Source organism: Fictibacillus sp. S7 (assembly GCF_004127935.1).
GTDB classification, from domain to species: Bacteria; Bacillota; Bacilli; order Bacillales; family Fictibacillaceae; genus Fictibacillus_C; species Fictibacillus_C enclensis.
Window position 1 is genome coordinate 2,056,194 of sequence record NZ_QJKL01000001.1, and the last position, 22,618, is coordinate 2,078,811.

26 protein-coding genes are annotated in these 22,618 nt (G+C 45.9%); 5 read left to right on the top strand and 21 right to left on the bottom strand.

Features of this window, described 5'->3' with window-relative positions; translation table 11 throughout:
- The first annotated feature begins 87 nt into the window (after positions 1–87).
- Positions 88–339 carry a hypothetical protein gene (locus DMO16_RS10500; RefSeq protein ID WP_129477329.1) on the top strand — a complete coding sequence of 84 codons (252 nt, stop codon included), beginning with the start codon at positions 88–90 and terminating at the stop codon, positions 337–339.
- Here the strand turns inward: DMO16_RS10500 and DMO16_RS10505 are convergent.
- Positions 326–1,009, bottom strand: coding sequence for a diphthine--ammonia ligase (locus DMO16_RS10505; protein WP_129477331.1), 684 nt, complete (start codon positions 1,007–1,009; stop codon positions 326–328). The genes DMO16_RS10500 and DMO16_RS10505 overlap by 14 nt on opposite strands.
- Positions 1,010–1,101: 92 nt before the next feature.
- Between DMO16_RS10505 and DMO16_RS24565 the strand changes: the two genes are divergently transcribed.
- Positions 1,102–1,248 carry a hypothetical protein gene (locus DMO16_RS24565; RefSeq protein WP_206738089.1) on the top strand — a complete coding sequence of 49 codons (147 nt, stop codon included), beginning with the start codon at positions 1,102–1,104 and terminating at the stop codon, positions 1,246–1,248.
- Positions 1,238–2,068 carry a protein phosphatase 2C domain-containing protein gene (locus tag DMO16_RS10515; protein ID WP_241840668.1) on the top strand — a complete coding sequence of 277 codons (831 nt, stop codon included), beginning with the start codon at positions 1,238–1,240 and terminating at the stop codon, positions 2,066–2,068. The genes DMO16_RS24565 and DMO16_RS10515 overlap by 11 nt, the downstream gene beginning before the upstream one ends.
- Positions 2,069–2,114: 46 nt before the next feature.
- On the opposite strand, the gene DMO16_RS10520 is transcribed toward DMO16_RS10515, so the two are convergent.
- The 11 genes from DMO16_RS10520 to DMO16_RS10555 form a co-directional block, all read right to left on the bottom strand.
- Positions 2,115–2,825, bottom strand: coding sequence for a cytoplasmic protein (locus tag DMO16_RS10520; RefSeq protein ID WP_129477334.1), 711 nt, complete (start codon positions 2,823–2,825; stop codon positions 2,115–2,117).
- Between the two features lie 20 nt (positions 2,826–2,845).
- Complete coding sequence (locus DMO16_RS10525) at positions 2,846–3,568, bottom strand: polymer-forming cytoskeletal protein (RefSeq protein WP_240482187.1); 723 nt, start codon at positions 3,566–3,568, stop codon at positions 2,846–2,848.
- Between the two features lie 13 nt (positions 3,569–3,581).
- The gene (locus DMO16_RS10530; RefSeq protein ID WP_129477336.1) at positions 3,582–4,205 is read right to left on the bottom strand and encodes a YhbD family protein; all 624 of its coding nucleotides are present in this window, start codon (positions 4,203–4,205) and stop codon (positions 3,582–3,584) included.
- A gap of 155 nt (positions 4,206–4,360) precedes the next feature.
- Positions 4,361–4,531 (bottom strand): hypothetical protein, encoded by a 171-nt coding sequence (locus DMO16_RS24255; RefSeq protein ID WP_156412543.1) that lies wholly within the window; start codon positions 4,529–4,531, stop codon positions 4,361–4,363.
- Positions 4,532–4,549: 18 nt separating this feature from the next.
- Positions 4,550–5,392 carry an STAS domain-containing protein gene (locus tag DMO16_RS10535; RefSeq protein WP_129477338.1) on the bottom strand — a complete coding sequence of 281 codons (843 nt, stop codon included), beginning with the start codon at positions 5,390–5,392 and terminating at the stop codon, positions 4,550–4,552.
- 162 nt (positions 5,393–5,554) lie between these two features.
- On the bottom strand, positions 5,555–6,760 hold the full coding sequence (locus DMO16_RS10540; protein ID WP_061967621.1) for a M20 family metallopeptidase: 1,206 nt from the start codon (positions 6,758–6,760) through the stop codon (positions 5,555–5,557).
- Entirely contained in the window at positions 6,736–7,386 is a 651-nt protein-coding gene (locus tag DMO16_RS10545) for a pyroglutamyl-peptidase I (RefSeq protein ID WP_129477342.1), read from the bottom strand. The genes DMO16_RS10540 and DMO16_RS10545 overlap by 25 nt, the downstream gene beginning before the upstream one ends.
- On the bottom strand, positions 7,358–8,335 hold the full coding sequence (locus DMO16_RS24880; RefSeq protein ID WP_241840536.1) for an alpha/beta hydrolase family protein: 978 nt from the start codon (positions 8,333–8,335) through the stop codon (positions 7,358–7,360). The genes DMO16_RS10545 and DMO16_RS24880 overlap by 29 nt, the downstream gene beginning before the upstream one ends.
- Positions 8,326–9,360, bottom strand: coding sequence for a TolB family protein (locus tag DMO16_RS24885; RefSeq protein WP_241840538.1), 1,035 nt, complete (start codon positions 9,358–9,360; stop codon positions 8,326–8,328). The genes DMO16_RS24880 and DMO16_RS24885 overlap by 10 nt, the downstream gene beginning before the upstream one ends.
- A gap of 25 nt (positions 9,361–9,385) precedes the next feature.
- Positions 9,386–9,541, bottom strand: a complete 156-nt coding sequence (locus tag DMO16_RS24260) for a hypothetical protein (protein ID WP_164988898.1) — start codon at positions 9,539–9,541, stop codon at positions 9,386–9,388.
- Positions 9,542–9,597: 56 nt separating this feature from the next.
- Positions 9,598–10,047: an Lrp/AsnC family transcriptional regulator gene (locus DMO16_RS10555; RefSeq protein WP_241840540.1), complete on the bottom strand. Its 450-nt coding sequence runs from the start codon at positions 10,045–10,047 to the stop codon at positions 9,598–9,600.
- Positions 10,048–10,240: 193 nt separating this feature from the next.
- Here DMO16_RS10555 and DMO16_RS10560 point away from each other — a divergent pair, with 193 nt between their 5' ends.
- Entirely contained in the window at positions 10,241–11,392 is a 1,152-nt protein-coding gene (locus DMO16_RS10560) for an amidohydrolase (protein ID WP_061967612.1), read from the top strand.
- A gap of 47 nt (positions 11,393–11,439) precedes the next feature.
- Here DMO16_RS10560 and DMO16_RS10565 read toward each other — a convergent pair whose 3' ends face one another.
- The 9 genes from DMO16_RS10565 to DMO16_RS10600 form a co-directional block, all read right to left on the bottom strand.
- Positions 11,440–12,774: an MFS transporter gene (locus DMO16_RS10565; RefSeq protein ID WP_129477346.1), complete on the bottom strand. Its 1,335-nt coding sequence runs from the start codon at positions 12,772–12,774 to the stop codon at positions 11,440–11,442.
- 59 nt (positions 12,775–12,833) lie between these two features.
- Complete coding sequence (gene dgoD, locus DMO16_RS10570; protein WP_129477348.1) at positions 12,834–13,982, bottom strand: galactonate dehydratase; 1,149 nt, start codon at positions 13,980–13,982, stop codon at positions 12,834–12,836.
- Between the two features lie 15 nt (positions 13,983–13,997).
- Entirely contained in the window at positions 13,998–14,630 is a 633-nt protein-coding gene (locus DMO16_RS10575; protein WP_129477350.1) for a bifunctional 4-hydroxy-2-oxoglutarate aldolase/2-dehydro-3-deoxy-phosphogluconate aldolase, read from the bottom strand.
- Between the two features lie 19 nt (positions 14,631–14,649).
- On the bottom strand, positions 14,650–15,603 hold the full coding sequence (locus DMO16_RS10580; RefSeq protein ID WP_061967604.1) for a sugar kinase: 954 nt from the start codon (positions 15,601–15,603) through the stop codon (positions 14,650–14,652).
- 21 nt (positions 15,604–15,624) lie between these two features.
- Entirely contained in the window at positions 15,625–16,377 is a 753-nt protein-coding gene (locus DMO16_RS10585) for an IclR family transcriptional regulator (RefSeq protein WP_129477353.1), read from the bottom strand.
- Between the two features lie 310 nt (positions 16,378–16,687).
- The gene (msrA, locus tag DMO16_RS10590) at positions 16,688–17,233 is read right to left on the bottom strand and encodes a peptide-methionine (S)-S-oxide reductase MsrA (protein WP_176716371.1); all 546 of its coding nucleotides are present in this window, start codon (positions 17,231–17,233) and stop codon (positions 16,688–16,690) included.
- A gap of 106 nt (positions 17,234–17,339) precedes the next feature.
- Positions 17,340–17,507 carry a hypothetical protein gene (locus tag DMO16_RS24265; RefSeq protein WP_164988899.1) on the bottom strand — a complete coding sequence of 56 codons (168 nt, stop codon included), beginning with the start codon at positions 17,505–17,507 and terminating at the stop codon, positions 17,340–17,342.
- A gap of 183 nt (positions 17,508–17,690) precedes the next feature.
- Positions 17,691–18,524 carry an aldo/keto reductase gene (locus tag DMO16_RS10595; RefSeq protein ID WP_129477355.1) on the bottom strand — a complete coding sequence of 278 codons (834 nt, stop codon included), beginning with the start codon at positions 18,522–18,524 and terminating at the stop codon, positions 17,691–17,693.
- A gap of 103 nt (positions 18,525–18,627) precedes the next feature.
- The gene (locus tag DMO16_RS10600) at positions 18,628–20,304 is read right to left on the bottom strand and encodes a methyl-accepting chemotaxis protein (protein WP_129477357.1); all 1,677 of its coding nucleotides are present in this window, start codon (positions 20,302–20,304) and stop codon (positions 18,628–18,630) included.
- Between the two features lie 183 nt (positions 20,305–20,487).
- Between DMO16_RS10600 and DMO16_RS10605 the strand changes: the two genes are divergently transcribed.
- Positions 20,488–22,584, top strand: a complete 2,097-nt coding sequence (locus DMO16_RS10605) for a DNA topoisomerase III (RefSeq protein WP_129477359.1) — start codon at positions 20,488–20,490, stop codon at positions 22,582–22,584.
- Positions 22,585–22,618 lie beyond the last annotated feature (34 nt).

Sequence of the window (22,618 nt, forward strand, 5' to 3'; positions counted from 1 at the left end):
AACTGGCTTTCAGTTCTCTTTTTGTGTTTCACTCTTTTTTTGGATAATGAATAAATTACGTTAAAGTCTGATTACGGAGGATTTATTATGTATCTTTTTCAACGGCAAATTCATGATCACTCAATCGGACGTGTTGTATCCGTCCCAGCTGTACCAGCTGTGCCTGCCGTACCGGCGGTCCCTTTCACTCCCGCTCCCCATCCACCCGTTCCGTTAGCATTTGGTTCCCCCTACTCTCTTCCTTACTATTCATCTCCCTATCACTTATCCTACTCTGTATCCTATCCCTTTTCTTCTTATCCCTACTACTCTTATCCCGGCTGGTTTATTCCTTATTAACACGCTCTTCTAGCAATGTGAGCTCCATACGTTTTGTTGTTTCCAGTTCCACAATATCGCCTTTTTCTACCGGAACCTGAAACCTGAACAGAGGGCCATCATACACAAAGGTGTGGTACTCCCCCGCTTCACCCATCGGACAGATACCTGTTTCCTGAATCCCATTCAAGAACGACGCATCCACTTCTCTTCCCAGCCATTTTTCATCAAGCCGGCTGTTTGAAATCCGGATCACCTTTGCTTTGTATCCTGAGTCAACAAAAACCTTTAAGGCCGCAGCTGCATCTTCCTTTTCCATCCAAAGTGGATATGATGACATGAGTCCTGCCTGTTGAGCCACGTTTTCTCCCCACTCTCTATGCTCGTCCAGATACAGATCGCCAAACGCCACCCCTTCCAGTTCATATTTATTTTTCAAAGATTTCAAGGTTGATAGGAAATCCAACGTATACGTATCAAACGAACAAGAGATCCATTCAAGCGGGATGCCGGTTGCTTCTGCCTGGGCCTGGATAAGCTCTGTTCTTTCACCATGCCCAAATGTCCGTCCAATCTCTTTTGGAAGGGTCGTGATCAGGCAAGCTACCTGATCTCCTTGTTTAATCAGCTGATCAAGCACCATGCAGGCGTCCTTTCCTCCGCTCCACGAGAGCGCCCATCGTTTACTCATTTCTTTTCCTCCTTTTCGCATGGATAACTATTCCTTTTTATTAATAATTCCTATATACTTTCTAAAATACCAATAAAAGGGGATGTCCAATTATGTCTGATTCCTGTTTTATTTGCAGCAAGCATAAGGGCACAATACATACAGCAGGCAAGATGATCTACGAAGATGAATATGTTTACATCGGATGCGAAAGGCTGAAAGTTCATATGGAGGCCAATCTTGCGAGCGGTGATGAATGAAATGAGCTGGGTTGGAAGGCAGGAGCCCTTTATCGATCATCCCCATGTTTCTGCTCTCTATCATATCATGGTCGGAAGGTATGGAGGCCATTCTCGTTCAGGAGCAAAGAAAAACGAAGATGGCTGCCTTGTTTGGGCATGCGAAAAAGCAGATTGGGAGTTTGCAGCCATTCTTGACGCCCATCATAGTGCAGAGAGTGCCGAGTTGGTCATTAAAGGACTTAAGGGAGTCAAAGCGGATTTATTAAAAGCAATCCATCTGGATGTTCCTGAGAGTTTTAAAGAACTGGAAACCCGTATACTTTCATTTTTTAGAAGTGCTGAGTTTCGTAACGAGTGTCAGAAGGTAAAAGGCGAGACCGCCTGCCTGCTCGTTTTTCGAAAAGAAAACTATGTATGGTGGCTTTCCATCGGGGACTGCGTCCTCTATCTCTTCCACCCGGAACTTGCCGCTTTTGATCAATACCAGTTAAACCAGCGGAACTTTTATGAATGGATCGGAAAGGTGAATACGTTTGAAAAACCGGTACCCTGTTTCAGTTCAGGCACCCGTGAACTGAGAAAAGGCAAAACCATCCTCCTCCTGGCAACTGATGGCATGATCGAATGTCCTACAGCCGGATATGAGAATGCAGAAAGCGTATATCAAGTGATTAAGCAAGCTGAAAACGCCAACGCCAGTGTGCACCATCTGCTCAAAACTGTCGAAGAAAACCGCGGCCGTGACAGTGCAACATTAATAGCATGGCAGATAGATTGTTCGGTGGAAGGCAGTGAGCCAAGCGATGGACGTATTCCCCCGGAGCTCAGGGAAGAATAAACAACGAAAAACGCGATGCCGTATCGGCCTGCATCGCGTTTTTTATTTAACCAATTTTTCGGTGTTCTTTCACAATCGATCCCGAAAGAGCCTTGAACTCATCGTAATACTCGACCAGCTGGATCTCACAGCCTGCACCGATTCGTACAGATTTCCCCCGCACGATATCAGCTGTGGTATTCTCCAAGAAGACATCATCTCCCTCAATTACCTTGGCTTCCAGAAAGCCTTCATTCTTCACGAACGGCAGGAATGCCCCCTTCTTTTGAACACGGATGGTCTGTCCGCCCATCTCCTGAACTTGACTCGTACTGAACCTCAGCTTTACATCAATAACATCCGCATTCAGCAGGCCGGAAACTTCAAAAAGTCCGCTGGAGATAAATTCCTCCGCCTCCAAATCGCCTTTCACCGTAATACTTCCTTTAAGGTCCACTTTATCGCCGGTAAATTTTTTGGCGACGTCCACAGATCCACGGATTTTCGTGTTTTCAATCGTTGCTGATTCTCCAATTGAGAGCGTTCCATATACCTTCAGATTACTTGCCTGCACATTTCTTTTCACTTCGGTTTCGCCAAAGATCTCTATATCTCCGCCTTTAACATTTCCAGACGCTTCACTTGATCCGTACGTCTTAAAAAGAGTACATTCAAAATCATCCGTGATGGTTCCCTCACCCATAATTTTCACTTTATTATACAAACCGCCCGCTGCACTTCCGGACCCATTCATCATTAAATTATTTGCTTTCGTCATTTCCATCCTCCTTTCAATGGTTAAATTTTTTTAAACTCCCGTACTTTCGCGTCATCGTCGCAAAGAAAGCTTTCCTTGTATTCCACCAGATCGATTTCACAATCAGGTCCTATGTTCACATTTTTCCCACGGACAACTTCCGCCTTTGTGCTTTCAAGTTGAAGTTCATCGCCTTCAATGACACTTACCGTCAGCTTAGTTTGAAAAAAGGGTTTAAACAATTGAAAAAAGCCCCGCTTTTTGCCTTTTATCTTAATGGTCTGTCCGCCTATTTCAGCAGCAGTGCTCTCCCCATAAAGCCTGACGTCAATATGATCGGCACTCAGCAGCCCGCCGATGGCAAATTGACCGTCCGACCGAAAGTTTTCTGCTTCGCAATCAGTTGCAATTGTTGCCTTCCCTTTGATTTGGATCTCATCCGCCCGAAGGTTGCCTCCGATTTTACTCGAGCCCGAAATATTCATTTTGTTCAACAGGCTCACTCCTTCAGATACCGATCCATGCCCTTCAATGGTAAAATTGTTTCCTTCCACTGCGCCTTTTACTTTACCGCTTCCGCTGATCTTTCCGTTATCCACCTTTAAATCACCATGAACAGCACCTGACCCGTTGCATTCAAACAAAACGCATTCCAGGTTTCCGTTCACTATGCCACGTCCATTCAGCTTAACTTGATTAAAATGACCGCCATTTGACGAACCGTATCCATTGATCGTAAGGTTTCCTTTCATTCCGTTTTCCATAACTTTTCCTCCACTACAGATTTGTTTTCAGTTCTTCTATGCAGTTCATTACAGACAGTCTGACTGTTACTTTCGAACCTTGATCCACTATAATATTTTCTGCACCGTTCACCAGCAGGCATGATGTGACACCCAGCTTTCGGATCAGTAAAAGTTCATGTTTGCTTTGTCCCAGTGTTCCACTGGCCTCTTTCAGAACCTGGAGAAGCATCCTTCCTTCATCCAGACTGATATCCCCGGAAGACAGCAGTTTATCCAGAATAAATACTTTCAGAAGCTGATCGAACGGGAACGACTCAGTCATCCCATTTTCAGTAATATACAGTTCAAGAGATTTATTCGTAACAATGTTTCGTTTTAATAATTCATTCTTTGATAATTCCACTCCTGCTGCTGATAAGGGTGAAAGCAGTTCCGCAAGCTCATCAAGCGAGAGCGTCTCTTTCATCGATTGAATTTTATCAATACGTTCAAGCACTTTTTCCTTTGGAAAGAACGTCTCCTGCCCGGTAAACGTGGACTTGCGGATAAACCACTCTTCAGGAATAAGATTCTTCCTTTTCCAGCGGTACAGCTGTCCGTATGAGATTCCAGTCAGATCCAGCAGATCTTTTTTCGATATCAGTTCATTGCTCAAGGTAAATGCTCCTTTCTTTTATGAATAGAATGTAACATAACACTGTTACGTTTGTAAATACATGTTATGGATTTCTCTTCTTCTTGTTCCAGAAGCATGAAAAAAACGGCAGGAGCCTGCTCCTGCCGTTGAAACTCTTAGTCTATTCATTTATTTTAAGGGCTGATCTGCACGTTTGCAAAAGAACCGGAAACTTGCCAGTTCACAAGCCAAGGGCTCGATCTCTGTTCTTCATGCCTGAAAAAGAGTCTCATCATCCACCATCCGGCAGCCCTGGCTAGTTCAATCCTCAGCCCTGCCGGCATCGGCAGCTTTGTTGCTTTCATTAGCTGCCTCCGTCTTTCCTAGGATAGTTCGGGTTTGTAATATTCAGGAAGTGTTTGCTGCAGTGTCCCCTTCATTTCTGCCTTGTCATCAAAGGTTACACCCAGCTGTATCATTTTTCTCACCAGCTCGGGCCGCAACCCGGTAATCACTGCTTTGCATCCCATAAGCGAAGTGCCATCAAGCACCTTTTGGAAGTGATGAATCACTTCCATATCCATATCGGTAATCCCGGAAAGATCAAGTATAAGTGTCTTGATCTTCAGCCTGGCGATGTCGGTTAATACTTTTTCTTCAATCGTATACATACGGTATACGTCAATAATCCCGATAAGAGGAAGAACAGCGACATGAGCGCTGAGCGGAATAATGGGAACCGACAAATGCTCAACCGTTTTACGCTGGGAGTTAATCAATTCGTCTTTATATTCGGAATAACTGATAAAAAAGCTATTGAGAAATTGGTCCAGGCTGTCATTGATTTGCTTTTCCATCTGATAAATGAGCTTTCTGAATTCAGAAATGGAAAGATGGGCATTTTCTTCTTCATCGTAATCCTTTAAATAATCCCAGATCGTCCTGCGGATAGCATGGACCCATTCCAGTTTAAATTGAAGCGTCAACGAATGCTCGGCCCATGCAATTCCTTCTTGCCTGGCAAAAGCGGTCAGCTCCGCTTCCCTGTTTTCCACCACAAACTGAACAAGCTTCTCCGCATTCTTCAGCAAATCAATATTGCCTTTTTGCAAGATTTCACTGATTTTGGAGGCTACTCCGTCTGCCTTGCTTAACAATTTGCTGTGAAAATCTTCCCTGTTTCCGACAATATATGAAGTAATTTCATCTTTATATATTTTTTCCATGGGATATGCTCCTTACTTTGTATTTTACAAGACGTCGCTATTTCCTTTGGTACTAAAAGCATTCCTATAGTTTTATTAAAGACGATGAATGGGTACAAAGCAAGCATGAAAAAGCTGGAATGCATATTAAACTCCCCTGATGCATTCCAGCTTCCTGCTGTCTTACTTTTTTACGGTTGTTTCTTCCTTAATGGCAGCTTCTTTTAAAAATGTCACCGCAGCTGCTCCAAGGGTGTTGGCTGCCACAAGCATCGCACGCTCATCAATGTTAAACTTTGGATGGTGGTGCGGATACATTTCATCACGGCTTGCATCCTGTGCGCCGGTGTAAAAAAAGGTGCCCTTCACATGCTGAAGATAGTAAGCAAAATCCTCGCCGCCCATATCAGGTTCACATTCCACGACGGCGGTTACTCCCGGCACATCCCCGGCCACTCTCGCTACAAAATCGGTCTCATCCTTATGATTCACAACCGGCGGATAACCCCGCTGATACGATAACGTATACTCTGCATCAGCTGTTAGGCAGGTTCCTTTTCCCACCCGCTCAATTTCCCGTTCCATCAAATCCCGCACATTCTCTTTAAAGGTACGTACGGTTCCGGTGATCTTGGCCGTATCGGCAATTACGTTAAACGCATTAATTGCTTCAAACCGGCCAATGGACAATACAGCGGAATCCAGCGGATTTACCCGGCGGCTGACCAGCTGCTGCAGATTCATTACCAGCTGCGAACCGATCACAACCGCATCCTTTGTGAGGTGAGGCTGCGCCCCGTGTCCTCCTTTGCCCTGGATCACAAAATCAAACTTATCAGCGGCAGCCATAAAAGGACCTGTCCTGTGCTGAATATGGCCATACGGCGTAACCGCCCAAAGGTGGGTGCCAAAAATGACATCCACACCATCAAGGCAGCCATCTTCAATCATGGCAATGGCCCCTCCGGGAGCGAGCTCCTCGGCATGCTGATGGATGAACACAATGTTGCCTTCAAGCTCGTCCCTCATGCCATTCAGCACCTTTGCGAGGACCAGAAGCGTAGCCGTATGCCCGTCATGGCCGCAGGCGTGCATTATTCCGTCCACTTTGGATTTGTACTCTACGTCATTTTCTTCCTGAATGGGAAGTGCATCGAAATCTGCCCGGAGTGCAACGGTTTTTCCCGGTTTCCCGCCTCTTAAGACAGCGACTACTCCTCTTCCGCCAACCTCCGTGCGAACTTCATGGCCTAATTTTTCATGATAAGCGGCAATGTATTTCGGGGTTTCCACTTCCTCAAACGAAAGCTCCGGATGTTCATGCAGATGTCTTCGTATTTCCACCATTTCCGGATAGCATTCCTTCAGTCTGTCGTATAGCTTTTCCATGTGCGTTCATCTCCCGCTATTTTTTGATCCAAGGATTCAATGAGAATTTCAATGCCTTTTTGCAAGTTTTCCTTCGGCCAACTGGACAACCGGCGATCATTCACCGCCAGCTCGTTTGACGGAGGAACATGTATAAACCCTGCAGGAATACTGTGCTTCACCTTATGTATGTGATGAAGAATACTGTACATGACATTATTACAAAGGTAGGCACCTGCTGTATTCGATAATTCAGCAGGAAATCCTCTTTCATTTAACAGGTTTACAAATTTTCTGACAGGAAGTGTTGAAAAATACGCCGCTGGCCCATCCCCCGCAATCGGAACATCCGTCATCTCTGCGCCCGAATTATCGTTTGGCCCGTCATTGATATTGATCGCAATCCGTTCAGGCGTAATCCGGTTTCGCCCTGCCGCCAGACCGAGCATCATAACAGCATCCGGCTGCAGCGCTTCATAGTGATCGAGCAGCTCAAGAGCCGACCTTCTGTAATCTACGGGCAACACTTTTCCCGCAACTTGATAGGAGCCGATTTGTTTTCGGTTCAGTTGGCGGACAATATATTCCGCCGGATTGAACGGGTGCTCCAAAAAAGGCTCAAATCCTGTCAGCAGCAATGTTTTCATGCAAACTCCCCCCTTGCTCCGCCTGGCCAAGATGATCATCAAACCAGCTTACAATATACTGGAGGCGGTTCACCCTTAATCCCGGGTCTCCGTTTCGTGAAAGATTATGGTCGGACTTTGGAAACCGGACAAATTTAACAGGTTTTCCCTGCTGTTTTAAGGCAATGAATAATTGCTCACCCTGTTCGATCGGACATCGGAAATCTTCTTCACCATGCAAAATGAGAAGTGGGGTTTCCACCTTGCTGCTCAGGCGTAAAGGAGAATGCTGCCACAGCTTCTCAGGGTCTTCCCACAGATGATTTCCAATCTCCCATTTTGTAAAATAGTAGCCAATATCGCTGACACTGTAAAAGCTCAGCCAGTTGGAGATGGAGCGCTGGGTGACAGCAGCCTTAAACCGGGAGGTATGCCCCACGATCCAGTTGGTCATATAACCGCCGTAGCTGCCGCCGGTAACCACAAGCTGATCAGGATCCACAAAATCACAGTGCGTTACCACATGGTCTACGGCTGCCATTAAATCGCGGTAGTCACCGCCTCCATAATCCTCCATGCACGCTTTTACAAACTGCTGGCCGTAGCCATAGCTCCCCCTCGGATTGCTGTACAGCACCACATAGCCGGAAGCTGCCAACAGCTGCAGTTCATGAAAAAAGGTATTGCCGTACATGGCATGAGGGCCGCCGTGAATTTCGAGCACCATCGGATACTTGCTTCCCTCTGTGTAGTGAGGCGGCTTCAAAAGCCAGCTTTGCACCCTAAAGCCCTCATCATTAATAAATGTAAATTCCTCAGGCTGTGAAAGGGAAATACTTGAGAGCAGCTCCTCATTCACATCCGTCAGTCTTACTTCTTCGCTCAAATTGGACAGCGAAGCATAAAACAAATCTCCCGGCACAGTCGGAGAGCTTGCCGCGAAAACGGCATAATCATTTTCTACATCCATGCTGTAGCCATACAGATGGCATTTTTGCTGAGTAATCTGTGAGACTTCTCCTTCCGTCGAGACATAATGAAGAGAGCATTGCCTTCACAGCTTGCAATGAAATAAAGCCCTTTTCCGTCCTTTGACCAGAATGGTTTTGGCGAAGGATGTCCAAAGTGCATATCACCAACCATCGCATCTCCGGCATGATCATCGAATTCCCCGGTCAGGCACAAGACCTTCCCGCTCTCCACCTCAGCTGTGTAAACATCTCCTAGTGTTGCACTGCCATATTCAAACGTTTGCCCCAAAAACGCCAGGTGTTCTCCGTCTGTTGACCAGACCGGATCGGTAAAGGAGCCTGTTTCTTGATTAATCCGTGCTTCTTTTCCGTTCATTGTTCGAACAAAAAGATCTGAAGCATACGAAATCGTTTCCCTCTGCCCCCGGCTTTTACAATATGCGATTTTTTGTCCATCGGGCGACCATGCTGCGTCAAAATGTTGATGGGCACCATCAGTCAGCTGTAATTCTTCCTTTGTCTCCAGATTAATGTGCACAAGCTGGCTGTATGCTTCGTTAAGCAAGCCTTTTCCATCCGCTTTATATTTCAGGTGTGTGACTTCCAATGGCTTTAGTGCGTTTTCCTTTTCTATTTCCTCTCCCACCGTCACTGTCACCAGGAGGGACTTTCCATCCGGAGACCATACCGGGCTTCCCGCTCCTTGAGTACTGCTGGTCAGCTGAACTGCTTCGCCGCCTTCCGAAGAGATAAGCCAAACTTGGTTCTTGCCGCTCCTGTCCGATACAAAAGCCAGCGTTTTGCCATCCGGAGACCATCGGGGACTGGAATCCTTTTGGCACCCGTTCGTCCACTGAAGAGAAGCACCGGAATTAAACCCGCAAATATAAAGATGAGATTCATAGTCTTTGTCCTGATTGATCCGTTTTGCAACATAAGCAACCCTATCCCCATCTGGTGAAATTTGTGGATCGCTCACAAACCGCAAACGGTATAGATCTTCAGCCTTTACTCCCTGTTTCATGTTTACTCCTTCTCTCTGTATCGTTCTAGTGTTGAATCATAAGCAAGAGTATGGATACCGTACTGAATCCTGTTCCTATTCCAAGCAAAATAGAGGCAAAGAATGGCTTTCTTTCGGCCAGCGAAGCTTCCATATCCTGTTGAGCCGCCCGTACCGCTGAATGTGCGTGTTGCTTTTTCATACGACGAATTCCAGGTTTTCTGAACCTGATGCTGATATAAAAAAGACCCGGAGGCCTTAAATATATTCAAATGAATTTTTATACACATCCATCTGCAAAATCACATTGCTTTTATTGATACCCGGAAGTTGATGAATGCTTTTTACAATCTCGGTAATCTCCTCATAATCCCTGACGTTTGCCTGAACGAGCAATTGGTACTCACCAGACGTTAATGTAATAAACCGGATGCCGGTAATGTCGTTCAATTGCTGAATGGTTTGATCCATATTTGGTGGAACCACACTGATCTGAATGATCGCTCCTACCTTAACACCCAGAGAAATCGGGTTAACCACTCCAACGACCTCGAGTATGTTATTTTCCACTAGGTTGTTGTACCGAGAACGAACGGTCTTCTCGGTTACATTCAAACGATTCGAAATCTCTGTAAATGACATTCTTCCATCCTTGGATAAAAGTTTAATAATTCCCTTATCCAGAGTATCAATAATCTCCACCGACACCATATTTCCACCCTTCAGTAATAAAAAACTTCAAAAGATCACTATTTTAGTACTATTATTAGTATTTATTACCTAAAAACTATACTTTTTTCAGAAAATTGTATTGAAATGAGTAATTTTTAAATAGTATAATTTTTTCAGAATATTTATTCAAGTGTTTCTTGAAAAAAATTGAAAAGAGAGGATTTTTGTCATGCTTTTGATCAAAAATGGAATGCTCATGACCGGTACAGGAATGATTTATAAAGGGGATGTTCTGCTGGATCAAGGAAAAATCGCCGGCATCGGTAAAGTCATCGACCTTCCAGAAACAGGAACTGTTCTCGATGCAGAAGGGAAATTTGTAACGCCTGGCTTGATCGATGTACATACACATCTGGGAATTCATGAAGAGGGTATCGGCCCAGCCGGGCACGATTACAATGAGACGAGCAATCCTGTAACTCCGTATGTGCGGGCAATCGACGGAATTAATCCTAACGAGCAAGGATTTGAAGACGCCCGGAAAGCCGGTGTGACTACTGTTCAGGTAATGCCGGGCAGCGCCAATGTTATCGGGGGAGAAATGGTGGTCCTTAAAACGGCCGGAACGGTTATTGATCAAATGGTCATCCGCAATCCTTCCGGTATGAAGGCGGCATTCGGGGAAAACCCCAAACGTTTTTATGGAGGAAAAGGTAAAGCGCCGGTTACCCGAATGGGCATTGCAGCTCTGTTTCGCAAGGAGATGAAAGCGGCGCACCATGCTTTAAAAAAGCTTGAGCAGGGTGAAGAGCTCACACCTGATTTAGGAACCGAACAGCTCATCAAAGTCCTGAAAAAGGAAATACCTATTCGGGCACATGCCCACCGTGCAGATGACATCGCCACGATTCTCCGGCTGGCAAGGGAATTTGGATTTGACCTGACGATTGAGCATTGTACTGAGGGCCATCAGATTGCATCCTATATCGCAGAACATGATGTGCGTGTTTCTGTCGGCCCGACCCTTTCCACACGAAGCAAGATTGAACTGGCTGACAAAGGATGGCATACGCTCAAAGAGCTGAACGAAGCCGGGGTGACGGTATCCATCACCACCGATCATCCAGTAGTGGGAATCGACAGCTTGATTTTGAGCGCGATCAGTGCTGTTAAACACGGTCTGGATCTGGAAACCGCCTGGTTGGCCATTACCTTGAATGCTGCCAAACATCTCGGGGTGGAGGACCGGGTGGGTTCCCTTGAGAAAGGAAAGGACGCCGATGTGGTCATTTGGGATGGCGATCCGTTTGATGCCCGGAGCATGGTAGAAATGACCATTATCAATGGTACTATTGTTTATGATCGTTCAAAAGAAAAGTAGAATCATAGAAAAAAGGCAGCGATGACCGCTGCCTTTTTTCTTTCTATCTATGCATGATGGGACAGATTTGAACGCTTCCCAGCATCGCCCTTTTCCACAATTCGCTCTACTTTTCCAACCAAAAGGATGTAGGATAGCGCACCAAACAGCGCCAGAACGCCAATGAAGACCAGTGCCGGCGCAAAGTTTCCGCCTTTCGCCAAGTATCCGATGACAACCGGAACAATGATGGATGCGAGACTTCCGATAAAGTTAAAAACCCCGCCAGTCAGCCCGACAAGTCGTTTCGGTGCGAGCTGGGAAACAAGCGACCATGTAATGGAAGCCAGACCGTTTCCGAAGAAGGCAATGGTCATGAAAAAGATAATCATCGTTGTATTATCCACATAATTGGCTCCAATAATGGCGATGGATAAAAGAAGACCTGTAATGATTGGTGTTTTTCGGGCAATGCCCATGGATACTCCCCGCTTGGCCATGTAATCCGAAACAAAGCCTGAGATCAGAACACCGACAAATGCGGCAAGGAACGGAAGAGAAGCCAGAAAACCAGATTTAATGAAATCCAATCCCCTGTATTCCACCAGATAAGTAGGGAACCAGGTCAGAAAAAACCAGAGGGTGGAATTGACGGCAAACTGGCCGAGATAGATGCCCCAAAGCTTTCGGTGGGATAAAGTTTCTTTCAAATCGCTCCATTTCAGCTTTTCTTTTTCCTGATTCTCTTTGCCTTTTGGATTGACCAGTCCTCCGCCTTGTTCTATATAAGACAGTTCTTCCTTGTTTACTTTTCTGCTTTTATTGGGATCCCGATAAACCGCATACCAGACGAGGGACCAGACAATACCGATGATCCCCGTAATAATGAACAGCCCTCTCCATCCTGTATAATGCTGGATGGTGGCAAGTACCGGTGTCAGAAATGCCAGACCCACAAATTGGCCGGACGTATACATGGCAACGGCTGAAGCACGTTCTTTGTCTGGAAACCAGCTGGTGACGATCCGGTTATTCGTCGGAAATGCCGGGGCTTCAAACGCTCCTGTCGCAAGCCTGAGGCCGAACAGACCGGCAAACCCCTTCGTGAATCCCTGAAATAAGGTGGCGATTGACCATGTACATAAACTTAAAGCATACATTACTCTCGGGCCAAAACGGTCAACCATCCATCCTCCCGGGATTTGAAGGGCGGAATAGGCCCAGCCAAACGCTGAAAAAATCAAGCCTAATTGCACTGAACTTAACGCAAGGTCTTTTCCCATAGAAGTCGCGGCAACCGAGATATTGCTTCTGTCCATATAGTTAATGATGACATTTATAAAAACAAGAGCAAGAACCCCGTACCTCGCCCTTGTACGCCTTTCCTTCTTTTGTTCGTACATGATGCAAACCCCTTTCTTTGATGAAGCGCTTACAGATCAGGCAAAGAATGGTGAGATTCTCACCATTCTGCAATACTGCCGTCCTTATGCCGCCAAACCGGATTCCTCCAGTTGTGACCTTCCTCGGCCATCTTTCTGACATGGTCTTCATTGATTTCGATGCCTAAGCCTGGCCCATCAGGAATCTTGACATAGCCTTCCTCATAATGAAAGACGGAACGGTCCACGATATAATCGAGAATGTCACTGCCTTCGTTATAATGGATACCAAGGCTCTGTTCCTGAATAAACGCATTATGGCAGGTTGCATCGACCTGCAGGCAGGATGCCAGTGCGATCGGGCCCAGCGGGCAGTGCGGAGCAGCCGCCACATCAAACGCTTCAGCCATCGACATGATTTTCTTGCACTCTGTGATTCCCCCGGCATGGGATAGATCCGGCTGAATAATATCAACATATCCATCAATCAGCAGTGGCTTAAAATCCCATTTGGAAAACATCCTTTCCCCTGTGGCGATTGGAATGGAAGTAGCTCTCGCAATCTCGCGCAGCGCTTCATTGTTTTCAGGAAGGACCGGCTCTTCGATAAACATAGGCTTATAGACTTCAAGCTCTTTTGCCAGCAGCTTGGCCATCGGTTTGTGCACACGTCCGTGAAAATCCAAACCAATTCCAAACTGCGGTCCAACTGCTTCTCTGACCGTGGCAACGGTTTCCAGAATTTTATCCACTTTGTCATACGAATCAATATATTGAAGCTCTTCCGCTCCGTTCATCTTCACTGCTTTAAATCCGGCAGCCTGTGCCTTTTTGGCAGCAAGACCCACCTCTGCTGGCCGGTCTCCGCCAATCCATGAATACACCTTGATGGAATCACGGCATTTTCCGCCAAGCAGCTGATGGACAGGAGCGTTAAAATACTTTCCTTTTATGTCCCAGAGCGCCTGATCAATACCCGCAATGGCACTCATCATGATTGGGCCTCCCCGGTAGAAGCCTGCCCGGTACATCAGGTTCCAATGATCCTCTATATGCATCGGATCTTTGCCCATCAAGTATTCCATCAATTCATCAACCGCTGTCTTAACCGTGGCTGCACGCCCCTCAATGACCGGCTCTCCCCAGCCCACGATTCCTTCATCCGTGGTAATTTTTAAAAACAGCCAGCGCGGCGGCACCTGAAACAATTCATATCCTGTAATTTTCATGATCTCATCCCCCTATTAATCTCGTGATACGGCGTTTACAAAATCACGTGCTTTTTCAGTAAGCTTTGATAAATACGCTTCTGTAACTTCTTCTTTTGTATTCACAAGTGCACTGCCAATGCCGCATCCGACCGCACCCGCTTTCATGAACTCCGAAACATTTTCAAGCGTCACTCCGCCTGTTGGAAGCAGCGGAATGTGGGGAAGCGGCCCCCGCAGATCCTTAATATAAGATGGCCCGATGGAAGCAGGGAACACTTTGACAATGTCTGCCCCATGCTCATTGGCGGTTAAAATTTCTGTTGGTGTGAACGCGCCCGGAATACTTACCGCTCCATACCTTTTGGTCAATTCTATCGTTTTCAAGTTAACGGTTGGAGCCAGGATAAATTGCGCACCGGCAAGGATTGCCATTCTTGCGCTCTCCGGATCAAGAACGGTGCCCGCACCGACCAATAGCTCATCTCCCAATTCCGATGAAACCTCTTCGATCACTTTAAACGCCCCTGGTGAGTTCAGGGTGATCTCAAGCGTTCTTATACCCCCGGCCTGAAGCGCACGTGCGATCTTCAGCACGCTCTTCGGTTCTGCACCTCGGATGATGGCTACCAATTTATTTTCTTTTATGGATGAAAGTACATCAGACAAAATGGTTCCTCCTCTTTTCTTAACGGCTTACGTCACTTTTGCTCGACAGGAAAAGCTCAAGCGTTTTTCGGTCAGGAAGACCTTCAATATCCCCATTGACCATCGTAACCATAGCTCCGATTGCACAGCCCCTGGTCACAGATTCTTTGAGGGATAGTCCATCAAGCAGCCCCGATACCACTCCTGCCGCAAATCCGTCACCTGCCCCGACCGGATCGATTACCTGTTTCACACGAAAACCTTCGGCATGCCCCTGTTCCTTTTTTGAAAGGCAGGAATAGTAGGCGCCTTCTTCACCCTTTTTTACAACAATAGTATCTGGTCCAAGCTCGTGCAGCGCATCTGCTATTTTCTCCGGATGGCTTGTTCCGAATAAAAATTCCCCTTCACTTGTACCCGGAAAAACAATATCGGAATGGCCGGCAATCTCCAAGATGGTGTTTCGTGCCTTCTCCTCAGTCCAGAGCTTGTACCTGATGTTTGGATCAAAGACAATGGTCAACTTGTGCTTTTTGGCTATTTCGATTGCCTGAAAAACAGCCTTTGAACACGAATCGGACAGTGCCGGGGTAATGCCGGTTATGTACAGCACTTTGCCCTCTGACAGGTAGGCTTCGTTAATGCTTTCCGGATTCAGAAAGCTGGCGGCCGAGTGTTTACGGTAATAATGTACACGTACGTGGTCTCCGTAGACATTTTCTTTAAAAAAGATGCCTGTTGGTGCCTCATCGTCTGCTGCAACCTCACTCACATCCACCCCTTCGCCTCTTACGGCGTTTTTGAGCATGGCGCCGAACTCATCACTTCCCACTCTGGAAATCCATCCTGTTTCATGCTCAAGTTTAGCCAGCCCAATGAGTGTATTGATTTCTGCTCCGGCTATTCTCGAGGTATAATCCCGGGCATACCTCATAGGCCCGCTCGTTTCAGGGGTAAAAAGCACCATCGCTTCCCCTATACTGATCACATCCATCTTTTGCCCTCCCTGTCATTTTTATCTGGCCAAATAGCCGAGACTAGCTGATATCTTTTTTGAAGTAAGCAGCAATACTTTTGCAATCTGATCTTTACGGGCAGTCATCCTCTCTTTGGGCCCTGCTACGCTGATCGCAGCCTGCATCTGCCGGTCACCCCCGTATATTGGAGCCGCCAGACAGAATAATCCCTCTTCGTTTTCCTCATTATCAATCGCGTAGCCCCGTTTCCTGCTTTCGGCAAGTTCGTGTTCCATTTGTTCCCTGCTTGTAATGGTGTGACTCGTAATCGGAAGCAGCTCTGTTGAATCAAGCAGCTTGTTTTTTGATTCTTCCGGCATGAAGGAAAGGAATGCCTTGCCAAGCCCTGTGCAGTATATTGGCTTTTTGTTGCCAGGCTGGGCGGTGGTCCGGATGGAGCGGTTATTATCAATTTTGGCAACATACACCAGTTCTTCTTCTGCCATCAACGCCATAAAGACCGTTTCCTGTACTTCTTCCATTAACGTTTTCAGATAAGGCTTACCTACCGCCGAGACATCCAGCGATTCCATGGCAGCGGTTCCAATTCCAATGAGTTTGGGCCCGAGCTTGTACTTTTTTTGCGTGTCCTGTCTCAGGTAGCCTTCAGCTGCTAAGGTCTTAATTAAATTTGATGTACTGCTTTGCGGAAAGTCCAAGGTTTCGCTGATCTCCTTAATGGATAGCCCCTCTGTGTGCATGGTCAAGCACTCAAAAACCTGGAGTACCCGCTGAGCTGATTTAACTGACATCTTGCCCTCCATCTACATCACATATGTGATTTAATATTCTGTATGTGATTTTTGACATCTAGAAGCTACCATACCTCTTTTTGAATTGCAACCGCTTTCCAAAAAAACTTTTTCTTAACTCATTGTTGCCTAGAGGGTCGTTGATTACGTTCCAGGATGCTCCCTTTCCGCGGGGCGTGCGCTGAGCCCCGCGGCGCAAGCGCCTCCAGGTCTCACCTGTCACGTATTTCCCGCCGGAGTCTCGCACCTAACACTTCAATGAATTATTCAATGAAGATTTTTATGAAACAATAAAATAAGACAGCTGTGATCAGCTGCCTTTTTTGCTCCAGTTTTCTTTTATAAATGCATCCCTGCCGGATTCTATTCGTTCCTGTTTGTATTTTGCGGGATTCTTTTTATAAAAATCCTGATGATCCTCTTCAGCGGCATAAAAGACTGATGCCGGCAAGATTTCGGTTACAATGGGTTTGCTGAACTTGCTGCTGTCTTCGAGCTTTTGTTTGGAAACCAGTGCAAGATCTTTCTGTTCTTCATTATGGTAGAAGATCGCGGTTCGGTACTGACTGCCCCGGTCAAAAAATTGTCCACCCTCATCTGTTGGATCAATTTGCGGCCAATACAAATCCAGTAATTGTTGATAAGGAAATATAGCCGGATCATATGTAATTTCCACCGCTTCGTAATGGCCGGTTGTTCCTGTTTTCACTTGTTCATATGATGGATCTTCCATATTCCCTCCTGTATATCCGGAAACAATCCCATGGATTCCCGGCAATTCATCAAAAGGCTTGACCATGCACCAAAAGCATCCTCCGGCAAACGTTGCTTTTTCCAGTTTATTGTTTTCCTTCATCAAAATCCCCCTCATTATCCTGCTCAATTCTTTTTATCATATCGGTTCCAAGAGGGAAAATCCATAAAAAAGGCCGGTCCATTAAATGAACCGCCTTACTTTGCGACTATTTATCATCTTTTCCAAGATAATCTTCATGCTCTCTGTTTCTTTTTTTGCGTCGGACCGAACGAACGACGAATATTACAATTATGATGATCAACAATATGCTGACATTTAAAAAACCGCCCAAAAATAGTAGTATGTCCTTTAGCCAATCTGTAATTGATTCCATAGCTGTATTCACCTCTTCCCTTCTACAATACCCTGGTGCAGTAAAAATTAATCTATTTTCACTTCCATTTTTCATAAGCTCTGGGCTATCTGTTATTTTTATTACCCCCGTTTTACAACTTTTAGACAAGGAAATTGTGGCAAAAAAACAAACCTTCCAACGAGTGGAAGGTTATATGAAACGCTATTCGCAAAAGTACTGTCCTGTATTCGGTCCTGTCATCCGGCTGTTGTTCAAAAAGTGCAGAGTAACCATATCCTCAATCGGAAGAGTAAAAGACATCATTTGAATATTTTCCTGGACTTCGTTAATGGACGAAAATGCAGGAACAACCGGTATTCCATTCTGCAAAGCCCATTTCATGGCGATCTGAGCCGCTGTTTTCTCATGCTTTACCGCGATGTCCAACAGGACTTTTTGTTGAAAAAGCTCCTCCCTTGAATACGGGTTTCTGGCCTGAACTTGGATCTGGTTCTGCTTACAGAAATGGATCAGCTGTTTTTGAGACTTTAGCGGATGATATTCAATTTGGTTGACATGCGGCTTAATCTGACTTCGTCTCATGATCAATTTCAGATCATTTTCTTCAAAATTACAAACACCAATGGCTCTCACATCACCCCGGTTATACAGAATTTCAAGTGCTCTCCATGTTTCTTCAAGTTCTCCCCTTACCGGCCACTGAATCAAGTAAAGATCAATATAATCGACGCCCAGTTTCTTTCTGCTCTCATTAAAGGCAGCAAGGGTGTTATTGTACCCGTGAGAAATACTGTTTAACTTTGCTGTAATAAAAAGTTGCTTCCTATCCATGCCGGATAAAGATAAAGCGTTTCCAATTCCGCGTTCGTTCTGGTAGGATGCCGCAGTATCAATGGCCCGGTATCCTGCTTTAATGGCTGCAAGCACTCCTCTTTCTACTGTTTCAGGGTTATTTATACTGCATGAATCCAATCCGATCCATGGGATATGAACCCCATTTGACAACACCGTTCCTTCCTCCAGAGCCATCATCATTTAAGTCCCCCTAATCCTTCATACTTTTTACATTCTATGCGGTTAAGCATTTTTTCATATCTATCTAAAAAAGAAGACCGTAAAAACGGCCTCCTTCTTTTTGCTAGATTTTGAATTTTGATATCATCATTTGCAGCTCTTCTGCCATAAAGGACAGCGAATGAGCAGACGCTGCAATTTCCTCCATGGATGCCAGTTGTTCTTCTGTAGCAGCGGCAATGCTCTGCACACTGCCGGACGACTCTCTTGCGCCTGCTGCGATAATTTCGGATGAAGAGGAAAGACGTTCTGCTCCTTTTGCCAGTTGTGCAATCGATCCGGTTATTTCCATAATCTGCTGATTCACTTCATTGGTTGCGTTCTGGATATGCTGGAATTGCTTTTCGGTTTCCTTGACTACGGTGAGACCTGCAAAAACATTGTTTCTTACCATTTTTACGGATTCACTGGAGTTATGGGTCCCCTCCTGAATCTTTTTAACAAGGTCACTGATCGATTGAGCAGAACTCCCCGACTGCTCGGCAAGTTTTCGTACCTCTGATGCCACCACAGCAAACCCTCTACCACTTTCCCCGGCACGGGCGGCTTCAATGGAAGCATTTAGCGCAAGCAAATTGGTCTGATTGGCAATCTCGGTAATGATGGTTACAATTTTTCCAATGGATTCGGATTGTGCATTAAGTTCCTCAATGCCTTGTTGGGCCGTATCGACCGAGTCGACGATCTCTTTCATCTGATCATGTGTCCGATTGACATGCATCCGCCCCTCGTCGGCCTGTTCTGAAGCTGCTGATGTCAGGTCACGGGCCAGGACGGCATTTTTGGAAATAACCTCGAGCTGGCTTGCCGTTTGTTCCATCATTTCAGAAGTCTCCGTTGATTTTTCCGTTTGCACTTCGGTATTCGATGCAATTTGCTGAATACTTAACGTGACTTGGCTTGCCGCATGGCTATTTTGTTCAGCACTGGCGGTCAACTGTTGAGAGGAAGCTGCCACTTCGGAAGTGGTTTCTGAAATCTGCATGATCATATTCCGCAGACTTGAGGTAAATAGATCAAAGGTGTCGGACAGCTGACCCAATTCATCTTTTCTGCCAAGCTTTACGGATTTGGTCAAGTCCCCTTTCCCCTCTGCGATCTCCTTCATATTTTGGTGGAGCACTCCAATTGGACGAACGATGGAGGCCACGATAATACTGCCAAAAACCAAACCTCCCACGATTAAAAGAAGCAAGACAACCGCAAAAACAACTGTCTGAATCTTGATCGCCGTTTTATTTTTCTGCTTCTGAGTTTCAATATCTTTATGAAGCGTTTGCACCATTTTCTCAATAACAGGATTCAGCACATTTTTCCTAATGGCTCTTTCATCCACAAAGTGAACCGTCATAGCCAGTTCTTTCCCACCGCCATCATAAGCTTGGACCGCACGAGTGCTGGAATTAAAATACCCGGTCAGTCCTCTCTCAGCAGTCTTTTTTGTTTTTGCATCCAGCAAAGGAAAAAGTCGTTTCTTTAGCACTTCAATCCTGCGCCTTTTATCCGCCAATTCCGTTGTATACTCCTTCTTGCCCGTAAGAAGGTATGCCCGTTCATCATTCGAATAGCCTGTCAGGCAATATTGAAACTCCTTAAACTCTGTCTGCATTTCCTGCTTACTGGCCAGTTCCTGGCTAAGCCGGGTCTGATCATGAATAGAGTAAAACGCATAACTCCCGGCAACCATCAAGGCGACCACAGCGGTTCCCAATAAAATGAATAATTTGCTTCTGATTTTCATTCGCTGCACCTCTAATTTTTTTACTTTTACGTTAACCTTCTTTTTTATCGGAAATCATTTCATCTTTTTAACCTTTAGTCACTGTGTTTTTTCATATCATTTTCGAAGAAGCCTTCAATCGGCTATACTGATAAGGGATGCAGTTTAGGAAACTGCTGTTGTAGAAAGGAGCTTATTCATTTTATGAAATCCATTGTACTTGCTGAAAAACCAAGTGTTGCCAGAGACCTGGCCCGTGTGCTTGGGTGCAGTAAGCAATCAAAACAATATATAGAAGGACCGAAATACATTGTAACGTGGGCGCTCGGCCACCTAGTAGAATTAAAGATGCCAGAGGATTATAACAAGGAATATAAAACCTGGAGGATGGAAGACCTGCCGATTATCCCAAAAGAAATGGGATTAAAACTCATTCGCCAGGTCAGCCACCAATATAAGGGAATTGAACAGCTCGCCCGCAGAAAAGATGTGGGTGAATTTATTATTGCGACGGATGCCGGGCGTGAGGGAGAGCTGGTTGCACGCTGGATTCTTGAGAAACTTCGCTGGAAAAAGCCAGTTAAACGGCTCTGGATTTCTTCACAGACCGATCGGGCCATCAAGGACGGCTTCAAAAATCTGAAGCCTGCCAATCAATATGATTTTCTTTATCAATCCGCGGTATGCCGTTCCGAAGCGGACTGGCTGATCGGTTTGAATGTCACACGTGCATTAACTACGAAATACAATGAACAACTGTCCGCAGGCCGTGTGCAGACACCTGCTCTTTCCATGATTCTGGAACGCGAAGCAGACATTAAAGCGTTTGTGCCAAAAGAATATTTTACGATTGATGCCAAAATTGGACCCCTTGAGGCGGTGTGGGAGAAGAATGGAGAACGCCGGATTTTTGATCGTTCCCAAGCGGAAAAAGTTGGAGAGCTTGTAAAAAACGAAAAAGGGAAAGTTATTTCCCTGAATACGAAATCAAAAGCTGAACAGCAGCCTCTTCCGTATGATTTAACGGAGCTGCAGCGTGATGCCAACCGGCGCTTCGGGTTCTCTGCCAAGAAAACCTCCAGTGTCCTGCAAAATCTGTATGAACGGTATAAGCTTGTTACTTACCCGCGTACAGATTCCAAATATTTGACTGTGGACATGAAAAATACGATGAATGACAGGCTGCAGGCGCTCTCTTCTGCATATCGTGACGAAGTTCAGCCCGTCCTGAAAAATAAAGGAACGGTGCTTGTCAAAAAGGTATTTAACAACGACAAAGTGTCCGACCACCATGCGATCATCCCAACAGATGAACCCCCGCACCTCGGTGATCTGTCAGCCGATGAAAGGAAGCTGTATGATATCATCGTCCGCCGCTTTCTCGCATTATTTTACGGACCGTACCAGACAGAAACCATTCATGCGGTGATTGATGTAAAAGGCGAATCCTTTTCAGCCAGAGAAACGAAGGTTGTTGACGCCGGATTCAAAAAAATCACCGGGAAGGATGAGGAAGATTCCCATAGCAAACCGCTCGGAAACCTTATATCCGGACAGGAATTCAGTGTAAAAGAGTCGCGAATGCAGAAAAAACTGACCGAGCCGCCTGCCCGCTTTAATGAAGCCGATTTGCTCGCGCGCATGGAAAAATTCGGACTCGGGACACCGGCAACGCGTGCCGACATCATAGAGCGTCTGCTCAGCACCGAAACCATTGACCGCCAGAATAACCGGCTCCATCCTACACCAAAGGGCAAACAACTGATTGATTTGGTAAACAGCGAGCTGAAGTCGCCGGAATTAACGGCAAAATGGGAAAAACAACTGGAGGATATTGCACGGGGCAAAGGCAATCCAAAAGATTTCCTCGAGAAGATCAGAACGCAGACCAAGCAGCTTGTCAAGGAAATTAAAGGCAGTGAACAAACCTATAAAGCGCATAACCTTACTGGTTCGAAGTGCCCGGAGTGCGGTGAATTCATGAAGGAAGTCAAAGGACGCGACGGGAAAATGCTTGTATGCTCCAGCAGAGAATGCAGCTTCAGAAAGCGAAAGGACCCCAAGCTTTCCAACCGCCGCTGCCCGCAATGCCATAAAAAAATGGAGATTCACAACGGCAAAGCCGGTACCTACTTCCAATGCCGGCCATGCAACGTGGTTGAAAAAGCAGAGGACCGTAAAAAGACCGTATCCAAACGTGAGGAACGCCAGCTGATGAATAAATACAAGAAAAAGGAAGAGGCCCCGATGGGCAACAGCCTGGCCGATGCACTGAAAGCGGCCCTCGAGAAAAAAGATTAAACCCAATTGATAATGACCAGAGTCCGTTGATGAT

What these genes read in the sequence shown, in the direction of transcription:
- DMO16_RS10500 (WP_129477329.1), top strand. Translation starts at nt 88, where the DNA reads ATGTATCTTTTTCAACGGCAAATTCATGATCACTCAATCGGACGTGTT.
- DMO16_RS10505 (WP_129477331.1), bottom strand. Translation starts at nt 1,009, where the DNA reads ATGAGTAAACGATGGGCGCTCTCGTGGAGCGGAGGAAAGGACGCCTGC.
- DMO16_RS24565 (WP_206738089.1), top strand. Translation starts at nt 1,102, where the DNA reads ATGTCTGATTCCTGTTTTATTTGCAGCAAGCATAAGGGCACAATACAT.
- DMO16_RS10520 (WP_129477334.1), bottom strand. Translation starts at nt 2,825, where the DNA reads ATGACGAAAGCAAATAATTTAATGATGAATGGGTCCGGAAGTGCAGCG.
- DMO16_RS10525 (WP_240482187.1), bottom strand. Translation starts at nt 3,568, where the DNA reads ATGGAAAACGGAATGAAAGGAAACCTTACGATCAATGGATACGGTTCG.
- DMO16_RS24255 (WP_156412543.1), bottom strand. Translation starts at nt 4,531, where the DNA reads ATGAAAGCAACAAAGCTGCCGATGCCGGCAGGGCTGAGGATTGAACTA.
- DMO16_RS10535 (WP_129477338.1), bottom strand. Translation starts at nt 5,392, where the DNA reads ATGGAAAAAATATATAAAGATGAAATTACTTCATATATTGTCGGAAAC.
- DMO16_RS10540 (WP_061967621.1), bottom strand. Translation starts at nt 6,760, where the DNA reads ATGGAAAAGCTATACGACAGACTGAAGGAATGCTATCCGGAAATGGTG.
- DMO16_RS10545 (WP_129477342.1), bottom strand. Translation starts at nt 7,386, where the DNA reads ATGAAAACATTGCTGCTGACAGGATTTGAGCCTTTTTTGGAGCACCCG.
- DMO16_RS24880 (WP_241840536.1), bottom strand. Translation starts at nt 8,335, where the DNA reads ATGGATGTAGAAAATGATTATGCCGTTTTCGCGGCAAGCTCTCCGACT.
- DMO16_RS24885 (WP_241840538.1), bottom strand. Translation starts at nt 9,360, where the DNA reads ATGAAACAGGGAGTAAAGGCTGAAGATCTATACCGTTTGCGGTTTGTG.
- DMO16_RS24260 (WP_164988898.1), bottom strand. Translation starts at nt 9,541, where the DNA reads ATGAAAAAGCAACACGCACATTCAGCGGTACGGGCGGCTCAACAGGAT.
- DMO16_RS10560 (WP_061967612.1), top strand. Translation starts at nt 10,241, where the DNA reads ATGCTTTTGATCAAAAATGGAATGCTCATGACCGGTACAGGAATGATT.
- DMO16_RS10565 (WP_129477346.1), bottom strand. Translation starts at nt 12,774, where the DNA reads ATGTACGAACAAAAGAAGGAAAGGCGTACAAGGGCGAGGTACGGGGTT.
- dgoD (WP_129477348.1), bottom strand. Translation starts at nt 13,982, where the DNA reads ATGAAAATTACAGGATATGAATTGTTTCAGGTGCCGCCGCGCTGGCTG.
- DMO16_RS10580 (WP_061967604.1), bottom strand. Translation starts at nt 15,603, where the DNA reads ATGGATGTGATCAGTATAGGGGAAGCGATGGTGCTTTTTACCCCTGAA.
- DMO16_RS10585 (WP_129477353.1), bottom strand. Translation starts at nt 16,377, where the DNA reads ATGTCAGTTAAATCAGCTCAGCGGGTACTCCAGGTTTTTGAGTGCTTG.
- msrA (WP_176716371.1), bottom strand. Translation starts at nt 17,233, where the DNA reads ATGAAGGAAAACAATAAACTGGAAAAAGCAACGTTTGCCGGAGGATGC.
- DMO16_RS24265 (WP_164988899.1), bottom strand. Translation starts at nt 17,507, where the DNA reads ATGGAATCAATTACAGATTGGCTAAAGGACATACTACTATTTTTGGGC.
- DMO16_RS10595 (WP_129477355.1), bottom strand. Translation starts at nt 18,524, where the DNA reads ATGATGATGGCTCTGGAGGAAGGAACGGTGTTGTCAAATGGGGTTCAT.
- DMO16_RS10600 (WP_129477357.1), bottom strand. Translation starts at nt 20,304, where the DNA reads ATGAAAATCAGAAGCAAATTATTCATTTTATTGGGAACCGCTGTGGTC.
- DMO16_RS10605 (WP_129477359.1), top strand. Translation starts at nt 20,488, where the DNA reads ATGAAATCCATTGTACTTGCTGAAAAACCAAGTGTTGCCAGAGACCTG.